Here is a 14,465-nt window from a genome sequence, read left to right on the forward strand (position 1 = left end):
CCATAAAGCTACGTTCCTCCCACCCCGTATGCGTGATTTTGATGAACTGATAATGCGCCGCGCCCTCGATCTGGCTCGGCTGGGCCTGGGCTACGCGCGGCCCAACCCCGTTGTTGGCTGTGTAGTAACCCACCAAGGCCGTATCATTGGCGAAGGCTGGCACGAGCGCTACGGCGGGCCGCATGCCGAGGTAAATGCGCTGGCTGCCGTAACCGACAAAAGCCTGTTGCCCAAAAGTCGTGTGTATGTGACACTGGAGCCGTGTGCCCACTTTGGCAAAACGCCGCCCTGCGCCGACCTGTTGATTGACAGCGGCGTACGCGACGTGGTCATCTGCAACCTCGACCCCAACCCACTAGTAGCCGGCCGGGGCATCGATAAGCTGCGGGCCGCTGGGGTGCATGTAGAAACGGGCGTGCTGGAGGCAGAAGGGCGGTGGCTGAATCGGCGCTTCTTCACTTTTCAGGAGAAAAAACGCCCCTATGTGGTCTTGAAATGGGCCGAAACGGCTGACGGACTATTGGCCGGACGGTTTTATCAGCCCATTCAAATAAGTGGTCCGCTGGCCCGCGTGGCGGTGCATCAGTGGCGCGCCGAGGAGCAGGCCATCCTGGTCGGCACTCGCACGGCCCTGCATGACAACCCTAACCTGAACGTGCGCGAATGGCCCGGCCAAAATCCGGTGCGCGTTGTCATCGACAAGAACCTAAGTTTGCCCCCCAGTCACCATTTATTGGATGGCAAGCAGCCTACGCTAGTTTATACCTACCGCGAACGGGCGGCCAGCACTCATATTGAATACATCAAACTGCCTGAAGCGGAAGACTTGTTTCCTCGTATTTTGGCCAACCTGTTTGAGCGGCAAATACAATCGGTATTGGTGGAGGGCGGCCCTACGGTGCTAACCTCTTTGTTGCAACACGGGTTGTGGGATGAAGCGCGGATACTGCGCAATCCTAAAACGCTAGGTACTGGCATTGCTGCCCCCAACTCGGTATCAAGCATTTGCACGAGCAGGTAACTCTGGGCGAGGATACGCTGTTTGTATATCATCACTACCGCGCGTAGGCAGCAACCTGTATTAGCCTTATAAGGTCCTGTTTTCGTACTACACAACTAATTATATAAGCCGCCGCTTACCCTGCTTTTCTCATGGCTGAAGGACTCATTCTCGATCTTACGCTCACCAAAGCTGAAAAATACCGTCAGCTCCTGCCTCAGATTGAGGCCCTCACCACAGGCGAGCCCGACCTGATTGCCAACTTGGCCAATACGATGGGCGCTTTGAAGCAAGCCTTCGGTTTTTTCTGGGTGGGCGCTTACTTGGTAAAAGGTGATGAGCTAGTGCTCGGCCCCTTTCAGGGACCTATCGCCTGCACCCGTATCCGGCATGGCAAGGGCGTGTGCGGTGCCAGCTGGGCCCAGGCACAGACCCTGCTCGTACCCGACGTGGAGCACTTTCCGGGGCATATCGCCTGCAGCAGCGAATCAAAATCTGAAATTGTGGTGCCGGTGCTGAAAGATGGGCAGGTGGTTATGGTGCTCGATGTGGATAGCGACCAGCTCAACGACTTTGACCAGGATGACCAGCAGGCGCTTGAGCAACTGGCGCAGTTGATGGGAAGCTGGTTTTAAGTAGGTCCTTAGCCACCCTTTATTTCCTGTTTCACAAAACAGCCCCGTCTCCAATTCTGGAAACGGGGCTGTTTTGTGAAAGCCGCTTACGCAGCTGGCTAAGGCAATACTAGTAGCGAGGTATCGTCCGTGTTACTGTGTTGCTGCCTTGACGGATGCGCAGGGTGTACATGCCCAAGGGCAAGTCGCGCACCTGTAGCTGATAGCGGCTAGAGCCAGCTGGGGCCTTCTCCTGCCGATTAACTACTAGGCGTCCGTTGCTGTCGTACAGTTGCAGGTACATCGGGCCCTCCGTAGGCGTTCTCAGATCGAGGGTCAGATAATCCTGCATAGGCACCGGATAAGCGTCGAGATTGAACACCAGTGGCGCATCGAAGCGAACCTGCAACATACTGCTGGAGCGCATCATCCCATCGGTGCCAAGCTGGCGCAGCCGATAGTGAACAATTTGCCCTAAGCTACCGGCTCCCTTATCCACAGCTGTGGAAGCAGCCGGCGACCAGCTTTGACCAGCCACCGGCTGGCGGCTGATTTCCTGCCATTGCTGTCCATCCCTCGACCGGTCGATAACGAACCAGCCATTTTCGGGCTTCGAGGTAGTGCTCCAGCTTAGCACCGCGTCAAGCTGCCGGGGCGCTGCCGAGAAGATCAGCTGTTCTGGCGTGAGCATCGGGGCCTTCGTGCTGCTTACCGTATACCAGGCATTGAGGTGCGTAGTAGCTACCGTAACCTGGCGCGATTTGCCTTTTTGCGGCACACCTTCCCGTACCCAGGTTGCGCCTTGGTTGGTAGAGCGCCACACCTGAGCGAGAGCAGTATCAAAGTTCTGGTCATTGTCGTTGTCGGCGAGCCATGCCAGCGAAATATTCACGGGCTTGGCCGGATCCTTGGCGCCGGGCGTGCTGAGCCGCCAGATGCGGTCGATGCTTTCCCGGCCCGCGAAATTACGGCTGCGTCCATAGGAGTAGTTCTGCTGCTTCAGGCCGGTGCGGCGGTCAACGGTCAATGTTAAGCTCTGGCCCTGCGGATTCAGGGTAAAGCCCATATTGCCGAAGTTCACGTCGTTGGTGCCGGTTACCGCTTTCTGTTGGAGCAGACTGCCCTTTACATAGTGCGTGCCATCTTCCTGGTTACCGGCGGCCGGGCCGAACACGGCGCCGTTTGGGCCAAGCGTCAGGCTGAAGGCCTCCGTCGTGAGCAGGTTGCCGTTGGCCAGCTTGAGGGCACTTGTCACAGTGGCGTTCGAGCCCAGCGAAGTACCCGCTGGGTTGTCGAACCGCACATTGTAGAGAGAAGCGCCGTTCATGCTGAGTGTGTGTGGCGTGGCACCCACCCCGAGCAATAGTACCGTGCTTTGGCCTGCTACCCAAGTGCCGGTACCCGTGTTAATCAGGTTGCCTTCATCAATGAAGAGTCGGGTGGCTGAACCGCCTGGCGCCGAAGTTAGGTTGAGCTCGCCGGCATTTTCCACATCGCCGCGCACGTAGCGCATTGAGTCGGTGACGGCGAAAATGCCCCCCAGACCATTATACAGGGTCTGGGCTTTGCTGGTGTGCGGTGCCGCAGCACCACACACCAGCGCTACTGCAAGCGCGGCTCGGGAGAGTCCAAGTAAATTAAAGTATCGCTTCATGGTCATGCTGATTAAAGGACAACCCAAGCTGAACCATCATAAATAAACATGCGCGTTTGGCCGATGGCTAATGCAAGTGAATTGACAGTTAATGCTCTACCAGTATCATTGCGGAGATAAACAATACGTCCAGTAGATGAGGAAGTAGGCAAGGATAATGTATTAGCGCTCCCACCTTTCAAAGTCACATAATTAAAGCCGTTTAAGGCAGCAGCCATATCCGTGGTACTGGTAACAGCAATATTATTTGGGTTTACAGTTGCAGCAACAGGGCCAGCAGGACCAGTTGCGCCGGTAGCGCCAGTAGCTCCAGCGACACCTTGAATGCCTTGTGCACCCGTGTCACCTTTCGCACCAGCAGGACCGGTGGCTCCAGCAGGGCCTACTGGACCAGCTACACCCTGAATCCCTTGCTCACCCTTAGCACCAGTAGCTCCAGCAGGACCAGCAGGACCCGTTTCACCTTGAGGACCAGCTGGACCAGTTGCGCCGGTATCACCAGTCTCACCTTTTGCTCCGGCTACGCCGTCAGCACCAGTTAAGCCACGCTCACCCTGAGCACCAGTCTCACCAGTTAAGCCACGCTCACCCTGGATACCTTGCTCACCTTTTGCTCCGGCTACGCCGTCAGCACCAGTTAAGCCACGCTCACCCTGAGCACCAGTCTCACCAGTTAAGCCACGCTCACCCTGGATACCTTGCTCACCTTTTGCTCCGGCTACGCCGTCAGCACCAGTTAAGCCACGCTCACCCTGAGCACCAGTCTCACCAGTTAAGCCACGCTCACCCTGGATACCTTGCTCACCTTTTGCTCCGGCTACGCCGTCAGCACCAGTTAAGCCACGCTCACCCTGAGCACCAGTCTCACCAGTTAAGCCACGCTCACCCTGGATACCTTGCTCACCTTTTGCTCCGGCTACGCCGTCAGCACCAGTTAAGCCACGCTCACCCTGAGCACCAGTCTCACCAGTTAAGCCACGCTCACCCTGGATACCTTGCTCACCTTTTGCTCCGGCTACGCCGTCAGCACCAGTTAAGCCACGCTCACCCTGAGCACCAGTCTCACCAGTTAAGCCACGCTCACCCTGGATACCTTGCTCACCTTTTGCTCCGGCTACGCCGTCAGCACCAGTTAAGCCACGCTCACCCTGAGCACCAGTCTCACCAGTTAAGCCACGCTCACCCTGGATACCTTGCTCACCTTTTGCTCCGGCTACGCCGTCAGCACCAGTTAAGCCACGCTCACCCTGAGCACCAGTCTCACCAGTTAAGCCACGCTCACCCTGGATACCTTGCTCACCTTTTGCTCCGGCTACGCCGTCAGCACCAGTTAAGCCACGCTCACCCTGAGCACCAGTCTCACCAGTTAAGCCACGCTCACCCTGGATACCTTGCTCACCTTTTGCTCCGGCTACGCCGTCAGCACCAGTTAAGCCACGCTCACCCTGAGCACCAGTCTCACCAGTTAAGCCACGCTCACCCTGGATACCTTGCTCACCTTTTGCTCCGGCTACGCCGTCAGCACCAGTTAAGCCACGCTCACCCTGAGCACCAGTCTCACCAGTTAAGCCACGCTCACCTTGTGGGCCGATTGGGCCTTGTGCGCCGGTATCACCTTTGGCACCATCGACACCATCGACACCGTTCGTGCCTGCTAGGCCCTGATCACCTTTATCACCCTTGGCGCCGGTTTCACCCTGATCCCCTTTGAAACCGGTATCACCTTTCGCACCAGTTTCGCCCTTAGCACCATCAGCACCGGCTACTCCTCTCTCCCCTTGTGGGCCGATTGGACCAACCTCACCTTGCGGACCTTGCTGACCTTGAGCACCCGTAGCGCCAGTAGCGCCGTCAACACCATTGGTGCCAGCTGGACCTACTGGACCAGCTACACCTTGAATGCCTTGGATACCCTGATCCCCTTTGTCGCCTTTTACTCCGGCTACGCCATCAGCTCCAGCTACACCGGTATCCCCTTTGTCGCCTTTGAAGCCAGTGTCGCCTTTTGCTCCGGTCTCGCCTTGAATGCCTTGCGCGCCAGTTGCACCGACAGCTCCTTTCTCACCCTGAGGACCAGTTAGACCAGTGGCACCCGTAGCGCCAGCTACACCTTGAGGACCAGTAGCCCCAGTAGCTCCGTCTCTGCCATCTCTGCCATCTCTGCCGTCAAGACCGTTCGAACCGGCTACGCCTTGAATACCTTGGGGTCCGGTGGCACCAGTATCTCCTTTGTCGCCCTTATCTCCTTTGGCACCATCCGCACCGTTGGTACCATTAAGGCCATTTGCACCGTTAAGACCATTATTGCCAGCTACACCTTGAGGACCAGTAACTCCAGTGTCTCCTTTGTCGCCCTTATCTCCTTTGGCACCATCCGCACCGTTGGTACCATTAAGGCCATTTGCACCGTTAATCCCCGCAGTGCCTTGCGCGCCGGTATCCCCTTTGTCCCCTTTGAAACCGGTATCCCCTTTGGCACCAGTTTCTCCTTGGATGCCTTGAATACCCTGTGAGCCAGCAGGACCGGTTGCACCCGTGTCGCCTTTCGCACCATCAACCCCGTTCGTGCCAGCTAGGCCTTGGATGCCTTGCGCGCCAGTAGCACCGGTCTCACCTTTCTCGCCGCTGTCGCCTTTCAGGCCCTGTGGACCAATCGGGCCGACTGGACCAGCAATGCCCTGGTCACCCTTGGCACCCGTATCGCCTTTGGCACCATCAACCCCATTGGTGCCGTTGGTACCTGCCGTGCCCTGTGCACCGGTGTCACCTTTTAAGCCTTGAGGGCCAGTAGACCCGGTCGCACCTGTATCGCCTTTGTCTCCTTTGATACCAACAGTACCTTGAGGACCAATTGGACCTACTGGACCAGCTACACCTTGAGGACCAGTTGCTCCGTCTTGGCCGTTAATACCATTAGTGCCGTTCGTACCTGCGATGCCTTGTGGACCTTGCGCGCCGGTGTCACCCTTGTCGCCTTTGGCGCCATTTAAACCGTTAGCACCAGTGGCACCCGTAGCGCCAGCTACACCTTGAGGCCCAACCGGCCCGATAGGCCCAGCTGCACCTGTATCACCTTTAGCACCAGCAGGACCAGTTGCTCCCGTTGCCCCTGTTGGGCCAACTGGACCTTGTGGTCCGGCAATAGTCGGCAGGGTTACAGCATTAGTAGCATTTAGCCGCAGTTCGTTACCATTGATTGTAAGAAAATCTAATGGTTTAGCAATCAGCTTACCCGTGTTATCGGTAGTAACCATTCGGTTTCCGCCGCCTGCTAGTGTAGATAATGTGGTATTCCCACCTACAGTTAGCGCGCCACCTATTGCGCCAGTACCACTAATTCGAAAGTTGGCGCTCTGAAGAGCCGCGCTCTGATTCTCAATGTAAGGGGAGGCACTTGCTTTAGTACCACCAGTATTACCACTAGGGGTACTAATCGTATGCCAGCTTTCTACCCCTATTTGTGCGCTGCTAGTGGCTACTCGTACCCAGTTAGTAGGAGTAGCGCCAGTAGACCCTGTTGAGCCTCCAGCGTTATAATATAGGCCTACTCCACCTGGAAGTGATGCATTAATATTGAAAAGCATCAGCCCAGTAGCGGGGTTCGGCACCGTCGTGTTATCGGTGCTCGAAGTAAGTGCAACACGCGGAATTAGAAGGCCACGGTTACTGCTCGAAATGTCGAGCGCAGCTGAAGGATCGGGGTTGCGTGTGCCAATACCTGTCTGGGCAAAGCCCACACCAGCAAGTGACATAAATCCGGCAACCATTACAAGCCTCAGCGGAGGCAAGAAATGAGTAGAGTTGTGCATTAGGCAGAACGGTTTGTTTGTAATAAAAAAGTTTAATATGATCTTATTAAGAAGGCAGGTCCATCCTTTCGACTTTACATGGCGTTGCCAGCAAAATCATTGTGGCCATTATGGCCACGTTTAACTCGTAGGGTACGCTGCCGTAGGGGGTGGGAAAGACTCTACTCATAGATTTGGAATTAGGGGTGGAGACTATACTAGCGTTTATTATTTAAGTACAAATTATTTAGCAGGCAGTGAAGCATTCAATGAAGTAGTAAAGCAGAATAAACTATAGGATTGTATTTGGAGTCGATTGGCCAATAACTATGTGAATATCTAATAAAAAATGGGATGCTTCTAATTTCTTAAGAATTATTACAACATTTTTTATGGTTTATTCGTAAAGAACCGATTTTGCTCACTAATCAGGGGTTTTATCAGACAAATGCAGTTGTGTAGCAAATATTTTGAACTATCTATATAAAGGGATTACCGCAATTGCCAAGCCCCTTAAAGTGACAACTAGCAACCAAGGCATATTATCGTATAATGCTGACTATAAGTAATTTGTATAAATAAATACTTTTATCGATCTACTATTGATTTATACTCCAGAAAATCCATGCACTAGGAATAATTAAATTTCAGCCACTACGCGTGCTATTATGAACACTCATAAAACGGCTAGTATGCACTTAAAAGCCATAGTTTGACACAGTCAATTAGTGCTTGTTTTACACTTGAATATTTCTAAGAATGTATGAGTTGACTGATTATATAAGCTTTAGAATCGTTTGAAACATGTGTTATACTGTAGTTGCTGAATCACTAGAGAAAAACTCATTTCATAAAGTATAGAATTCTCCTACTTACTTAACAACTGGCGAATCTTTCGGCGGCTTCACTACCGAAGGGGTAAGAAGAAATCCTTATGGCACCTGCTACACAGGTCAGTATAACTGTTCAACTAAATTTACACCTTAATAAGTGTGAGCACACTCCCTTCTATTCACTGACTTAAGCATATAAAAGCCGATAGTCTTATCGGATAAATTATCTTAAACCTGTATCTTGGCTTATGCGCAAAGTAGTACTATACATTGCTGCGAGCCTTGACGGGTATATTGCCTCGTCCAATGGCTCCGTTGACTGGCTGCCGCCCATTCTACCAGAATCAGATTATGGCTATGCTGATTTTTTAGCTTCCGTCGATGCTACACTGATGGGTCGCACTACTTATGAACAGATGCTCACCTTTGGTGAGTGGTCGTACCCAGAGCTTGTCAACTACGTTTTTACTAGCAACCCTCCCGCTGAGGCGGCACACTCATCCGTCAGGTTTGTAACGGCGGAGGCAGTTGAGTTTGTCGGGCAATTGCGGCAGCAGGAAGGCGGCACAATCTGGCTTATTGGCGGCAGCAAGTTGGCAGCCCCGTTGCTGGCGGCCGCGCTGGTGGATGAGCTGATGCTATTTGTGGTTCCGAGGCTACTAGGCGACGGTATTCCGCTGTGGGAAGCTCCAAAATCTGCACAGCCGATTAAGCTGCTACGCAATCATGCCTGGCCCAATGGGATGATACTGTTGCATTATCAACTCACTAACATCGAATAAAAAAGCCCCCAGAGTAGATCTGGGGGGCTTTTTTATTCGATGTTTATCCTCGTTCGTAGAGTAAGTTACGAACTAGAACAGACTGGGCGTTTCCGTTTTTAGTTGGGCAATAACCGTTTCGCCGCCTTTCACTTTATCTCCAAGCTGCACTTTCAGTATTGTATCCAACGGCACATAAATATCGACGCGAGAGCCAAATTTAATGAAGCCGAACTCTTCGCCCTGGCTTACTTCGTCGCCTTCGCTCACGTACCACACAATGCGGCGGGCCATAGCGCCGGCAATCTGCCGAAAAAGGACCATCGGCCCGGCTTCCGATTGTACTACTACCGTAGTACGCTCGTTTTTGGTGCTGCTTTTGGGGTGCCAAGCTACTAGGTAGTTGCCGGGGTGATATTTGAAATAGCGCACCACACCTGAAATCGGATTGCGGGTGATGTGCACGTTGATAGGCGACATGAAGATGCTGATTTGCTTGCGCACATCATCAAAATATTCCGGTTCGTGTACGTCTTCAATCACGACCACTTTTCCATCGGCGGGAGCGATAAGCAGATCCTCGTGGGTGAGCAGGTTGCGGTAAGGGCTGCGGAAAAACTGCAACAGCAGCAGAAACGCCACGGCGGATGCCACGACGAAAATGATATTGAAGGTTTCGTTGCGACTATTAAATCGGAACAGCAACAAATTAACAGCTAGCAGAGCCAGCAGCGTAAAGAATAGTATACGTCGTCCTTCTTTGTGAATCTTCATAAATCGCAGAGTAGCTGCGCTGACCTAAGGCTGAACCCAACCGACAAAATGCGCGGCTACAAGGTTTCAGCTAATCAAACAGATAAGAAAACTGGGTTTATTGTCGGGTTTAGTCACGAATGTACAAAAGCCTGACAAAGATAGCCCGGACTAAAGGGTCCGGGCTATCAATTAGACAGTTTTACGACTACTCTGTTTACATACGCGCAATTCAGCTATTTGGTCTAATAACCCATGAAGCTGACTGTGGCGCAACCACGAAAGGCCTAGTAGCCGCCGCGGAACTTGTACGTCTGAGCTACTTTATCAATTGCTACTACGTAAGCCGCGATGCGCATAGGCACTTTATATTTCTGGCTGGTAGCGTACACTTTCTCGAAGGCGTCGTTCATGATGCGCGCGGCGCGCTCAATCACCATGCCCTCGCTCCACTTGTAGCCCAAGCGGTTCTGCACCCACTCGAAGTAGGACACGGTAACGCCGCCAGAGTTAGCCAGAATGTCGGGCACTACCATAATACCCTTGCGGTTGATGATGTCGTCGGCGCTGGCTGAGGTTGGGCCGTTGGCACCTTCCACGATCAGCTTCGCCTGAATTCGCTCAGCGTTGTGCTCCGTTATTACGTCCTCTACCGCGGCAGGCACCAGCACGTCTACAGCGCTGATTAGGAGGTCGTCGGGGTCCATGGCAGTGGCGCCAGTGTAGCCCTCTAAGCGGCCGTTATGCGCGTTTTTGTAGGCAATAGCTTCGTCGATGTTGATGCCTTCTTCGTTCCAGTAGGCACCGCTGATGTCAGATACACCTTTGATTTTCACGCCTTTCTCGCAGAGCAGCTTAGCTGCCCATGAGCCTACATTGCCGAAGCCCTGCACCGCTGCCGATGACTTGGTGGGGTCCATGCCGAGCTTTTTCATAGCCGCAATGGCAGATACCATTACGCCCCGACCGGTAGCTTCTACCCGGCCTAAAGAGCCCCCCATTACCAGGGGCTTGCCCGTCACAACGGCGGGCGACGTAGCGCCAGTGGTTTTAGAGAACTCATCCATCAGCCAGGCCATTTCGCGCGGACCAGTACCCATGTCGGGAGCCGGGATGTCGCGGTCGGGGCCAAACACGTCTTTCAGAGCCAGCGTGTAGCCGCGGGTCATACGCTCGATTTCGCCGGCACTCATCGTGGTTGGGTCGCAGATAATGCCCCCCTTGGCTCCGCCGTAGGGAATGTCAACAACGGCACACTTCCAGGTCATCCAGGCAGCCAAAGCTTTTACCTCATCGAGGTGCACGTGCATGTCGTAGCGGATACCACCTTTCGAGGGCCCCAGAATTGTGTTGTGAACCACGCGGTAGCCTTCAAACACCCGAATTTGGCCATTGTCCATGGTCACGGGAATATTGACGATTACCTGCTTATCAGGCGCTTTTAAAACGTTGTAAGTTGATTCATCCAGACCCAGAATCTCCGCCGCGATATTAAAACGCGACATCATTGATTCAAGCGGATTTTCGCGGTCCACAATTGGGGCCGGCTCTTTGTACACCGTGGTGACAGCCATAGAAGAGGAAGAGTTGAAAAAGGGTGGGACTATAATTCAGGACGCATAAAGGCCGGGTGGAGCCCCAAATGCCCCCTGTGTTTGGGGTGGTCAAAGGTACTAGGTTTGTGCATACGCTGAATAAACCGCCTTGGTGCTTCGCTGTGCAATAATTGCCCCAATCCATATGCTTTTCCCAGTTCGGGGAAAGGAAACAGGCTTAAGCTCCACAGCTGAATGCCGCGGAGCCCAATTAGCAGATCCCTAAAAATCAAGGATATAGCAGAAGATTTCTGGCGGCAAAATCCACAAATCAAGCAGTGCGCTGATATGGTCAGGCTTACTCCACCAATAGCTGTAGCAGCACCAGCACCGGCAGGACCAGCAGCAACGCATCAAAGCGGTCAAGCAATCCACCATGGCCCGGCAGAATACGGCCGGAGTCTTTCACGCCTACACTGCGCTTCAGCATCGACTCAGCCAGGTCGCCGAGCACCCCAAATACGGCGACGACGGCAGCAGCAACCAAGCGGTGTGAGAGTGGCATATCGGGCAGTAAATAGCCTAAGGCCCAGCCCATCACCAACGTAAGCAGGGCGCCGCCAATCCAACCTTCCCACGTTTTGCCGGGCGAGATGTTGGGGGCCAATTTGTGCTTGCCCATGGTTTTGCCAGCGGCGTAAGCACCAATGTCGGCGGTCCAGACGAGGAAAAGCAGGGCGAGAACTCGGCGGAAGTCGTAGCCGGTTTCAGTGAAGGCCAGTACGCTGAGCAAGCTCATCGGGATGCTCACGTAGAATAAGCCCAGCAGATTCACCCCAATGTTCCCAAAGGGGTTTTTGGAACGGGGCCACAGAATCATTTCCCGCAGAATCAGCAGGACGGGTATGAGGACCAGGCTGCAAAGCAAGACCCGCTGAATTAAAAAGCCAAACGAATAAAAAGCCACTGAGCTACCCGGTGCAGCATCCGCGTTGTAAATCTGAATGGCCGAGTTGCCTTCCGTATTGTAATGTCCAGCTCCGGCAATTAAGTGCACGCCCATAAAAAGCAACACACTCACCCCCACTCCCATAGCTGCCACCGGAGCGTAGCCAGTCTTGCGCATCATGCGGTAAAACTCAAGCAGCATCTTGGCCTGTACCAAGGCAAAAAATACGGCGAAGCTCCACGCGCTGTACCAGATGCAGCCGAATAGTAGCGCAGCGCCAATAGCGCCAAAAATAATGCGCTGCGTGAGGTTGGACATCGGCTTCTTGCCCGGCGGCTGGTCGGTCAGAGTAGATTCGGCTGGGGCGGGCGTGGGGGGCAAAATAGCGAGGTTAATGAAACGTAAAAGTTAGGAAGCCGACTTATCATCATCGACCTCAATGCCCCGGCCGCTGAGCGTGTGGCGCTCATGTGGCACGGGCGCATCGGCAGTGCGAACGGCTATACCAGTGCTGGCAATGGTATGCGCCTCCGTTGGTTCGGTAGTAGGGGCCATTTTTTGATACAGATAATACAGAATGCCAGCCGATAGCAAGGCCGAAAGCAGCACCAGCGGCCACGGAAGGCTTTCCGTTGAGTCAGGATTGAAGGCATCAGTCGTCAAAGCGCGCTGCTGCACCAAGTATAGCAGGACAAGCTGAAAGGCATTCTGGGTAAAGTGTGCAGCCATAGGCACCAGAATATTGCCGCTCCAGGCGTAGAGGTAGCCAAAAATCACGCCTAAAGCCAAGCGCGGAATGAAGCCAAAAAACTGGAAGTGAATGGCGCTGAAAATAGCGGCCGACAGCCAGATACCGACGTGGTGACTGCCCGTCCACTGCACTAAGTTGCGCTGGACGACCCCGCGGAAAACCAACTCCTCACTGATGGCCGGCACGATGGCAATGACGAGCAGCGCTACTAACAGGCGTGTTACTGTATTAAATTGAGTCAGCGACTTGGTCATGGCTTCTGCCTTATCCTCCAGTTGGCGGGCCCACGTTTCGAACCCCTGCATGAACGGCGGGAAGTGCATTTTAGCATTCCATTCTATCAGGCTCGACATGGCGGGGAGGCTAACGATGACAAGCAGCCCGGCCAGTAGCAGCCATTCGGTGCGCGTGGGGCGGCGGGGGGCAAAATACTCAGTCCAGCGGTAGCCTTGCATCCAGGCCAGCACCAACGCCGAACCGGCAAAGCCGATAAACAAGGTCAGGCCCTGGCTGAGCATAAGTAACGCCCAACCATCGGGGTGCGAGTCGGGCCGGCTTGTGACGTTGCCCATTTCCAGCAAGCCAATACCGTAGATGCTGCTAGCCAAGACTGCAATTAAAAATGTGGCTATGCACAAGCCGCCCACCATTAGGCCAACGAGCAAGACCAGGGTCAGCAATGGGTGCAATCGGCTGGACACGAAACCTTTCATAGCAGACAGGTGGTTACGGGAAACTTGGAAGTGTCGTAAATTTGCGCAAATTCCTCTAACTGCCTACTTGTGGTACACATCCGCGACCTCGCTCTACCCGATTTCCCCTTGCTGTTAGCTCCAATGGAGGACGTTTCCGATCCACCGTTCCGGGCCGTATGCAAAGCCAATGGGGCTGATTTGATGTACACTGAGTTTATTTCCTCGGAAGGCCTGATTCGGGACGCAGCCAAAAGCCGCAAAAAGCTCGACGTGTTCGACTATGAACGGCCCATCGGCATTCAGCTGTTTGGCTCCGATGTGGCCACCATGGGCGAGTGCTCTGCCATCAGCACCGCTGCTGGCCCCGACCTGATTGACATTAACTACGGCTGCCCCGTGAAGCAAGTGGCTTGCCGGGGAGCCGGAGCAGCCCTGCTGCGCGATATTCCAAAAATGGTGGAAATGACTTCTGCCGTGGTGCGGAATACGCACCTGCCCGTGACGGTAAAAACTCGCCTGGGCTGGGACGATGACACCAAAAACGTGGAGGAAGTAGCCGAGCGCTTGCAGGATATTGGTATTGAGGCGCTTACCGTGCATGGCCGCACCCGCGTGCAGCTCTACAAAGGCGAAGCCGACTGGACGCTTATTCACCGGATCAAAAACAACCCGCGCATTCGTATTCCCATCTTCGGCAACGGCGACATCGATTCGCCCGAAAAGGCGGCGCTTTACAAAGAGCGCTACGGCGTCGATGGTATTATGGTGGGCCGGGCCAGCATTGGCTACCCCTGGATTTTTCGCGAAATTAAGCACTACCTGGCTACTGGCGAAAAGCTGGCGCCGCCCACTATTGAGGAGCGCGTAGCCATGTGCCGCATGCATTTCGAGAAGAGTATTGAGTGGAAAGGTCCGCGCGTGGGCGTGTTTGAGATGCGCCGCCACTATGCTCAGTATTTCCGGGGCCTGGAAGGCGCCAAGCAGTGGCGCACCCGACTTGTAGACGCTGAGCAGCCCGCAATCATTCTGGAAATTCTGGAAGAAATTGCCGCTGCCGAGCCGGTAATGGTAGGATAGCACTCCGCTTTAGCCAAACACGCCTGCCCTATACAGTGGGGCGTTGTCGTATACT

The 14,465-nt window shown here is 54.0% G+C and carries 10 protein-coding genes; 4 read left to right on the forward strand and 6 right to left on the reverse strand.

The window, feature by feature from the left end; genetic code table 11:
• Positions 1-28: 28 nt before the first annotated feature.
• Together ribD and G7064_RS11320 are read left to right on the forward strand one after the other, a co-directional pair.
• Positions 29-1,021 carry a bifunctional diaminohydroxyphosphoribosylaminopyrimidine deaminase/5-amino-6-(5-phosphoribosylamino)uracil reductase RibD gene (ribD, locus tag G7064_RS11315; protein ID WP_240935455.1) on the forward strand — a complete coding sequence of 331 codons (993 nt, stop codon included), beginning with the start codon at positions 29-31 and terminating at the stop codon, positions 1,019-1,021.
• A gap of 131 nt (positions 1,022-1,152) precedes the next feature.
• Positions 1,153-1,635, forward strand: a complete 483-nt coding sequence (locus G7064_RS11320) for a GAF domain-containing protein (protein ID WP_166073665.1) — start codon at positions 1,153-1,155, stop codon at positions 1,633-1,635.
• Positions 1,636-1,744: 109 nt separating this feature from the next.
• On the opposite strand, the gene G7064_RS11325 is transcribed toward G7064_RS11320, so the two are convergent.
• Together G7064_RS11325 and G7064_RS22365 are read right to left on the reverse strand one after the other, a co-directional pair.
• Positions 1,745-3,268, reverse strand: a complete 1,524-nt coding sequence (locus G7064_RS11325; RefSeq protein WP_166073666.1) for a T9SS type A sorting domain-containing protein — start codon at positions 3,266-3,268, stop codon at positions 1,745-1,747.
• 11 nt (positions 3,269-3,279) lie between these two features.
• Positions 3,280-7,020, reverse strand: coding sequence for a collagen-like protein (locus tag G7064_RS22365; protein WP_166073667.1), 3,741 nt, complete (start codon positions 7,018-7,020; stop codon positions 3,280-3,282).
• Between the two features lie 1,117 nt (positions 7,021-8,137).
• On the opposite strand from G7064_RS22365, the gene G7064_RS11335 reads away from it, so the two are divergent.
• Positions 8,138-8,671 carry a dihydrofolate reductase family protein gene (locus G7064_RS11335; protein ID WP_166073668.1) on the forward strand — a complete coding sequence of 178 codons (534 nt, stop codon included), beginning with the start codon at positions 8,138-8,140 and terminating at the stop codon, positions 8,669-8,671.
• Between the two features lie 72 nt (positions 8,672-8,743).
• Here G7064_RS11335 and G7064_RS11340 read toward each other — a convergent pair whose 3' ends face one another.
• The 4 genes from G7064_RS11340 to G7064_RS11355 all read right to left on the reverse strand — a co-directional run bounded on the left by G7064_RS11340 (position 8,744) and on the right by G7064_RS11355 (position 13,351).
• Positions 8,744-9,424 carry a phosphatidylserine decarboxylase family protein gene (locus tag G7064_RS11340; RefSeq protein ID WP_133271240.1) on the reverse strand — a complete coding sequence of 227 codons (681 nt, stop codon included), beginning with the start codon at positions 9,422-9,424 and terminating at the stop codon, positions 8,744-8,746.
• Positions 9,425-9,690: 266 nt separating this feature from the next.
• A complete protein-coding gene (locus G7064_RS11345) occupies positions 9,691-10,977 on the reverse strand; it encodes a Glu/Leu/Phe/Val family dehydrogenase (RefSeq protein ID WP_133271239.1) in 1,287 nt (428 codons plus the stop codon).
• A gap of 319 nt (positions 10,978-11,296) precedes the next feature.
• Complete coding sequence (locus G7064_RS11350) at positions 11,297-12,268, reverse strand: phosphatidate cytidylyltransferase (RefSeq protein WP_166073669.1); 972 nt, start codon at positions 12,266-12,268, stop codon at positions 11,297-11,299.
• Between the two features lie 27 nt (positions 12,269-12,295).
• Positions 12,296-13,351, reverse strand: a complete 1,056-nt coding sequence (locus G7064_RS11355) for a CPBP family intramembrane glutamic endopeptidase (protein ID WP_166073671.1) — start codon at positions 13,349-13,351, stop codon at positions 12,296-12,298.
• Positions 13,352-13,420: 69 nt separating this feature from the next.
• Here G7064_RS11355 and dusB point away from each other — a divergent pair, with 69 nt between their 5' ends.
• Positions 13,421-14,410: a tRNA dihydrouridine synthase DusB gene (gene dusB / locus G7064_RS11360; RefSeq protein WP_133271236.1), complete on the forward strand. Its 990-nt coding sequence runs from the start codon at positions 13,421-13,423 to the stop codon at positions 14,408-14,410.
• Positions 14,411-14,465 lie beyond the last annotated feature (55 nt).

This window comes from Hymenobacter sp. HDW8 (genome assembly GCF_011305775.1).
Classification (GTDB): Bacteria; Bacteroidota; Bacteroidia; order Cytophagales; family Hymenobacteraceae; genus Hymenobacter; species Hymenobacter radiodurans.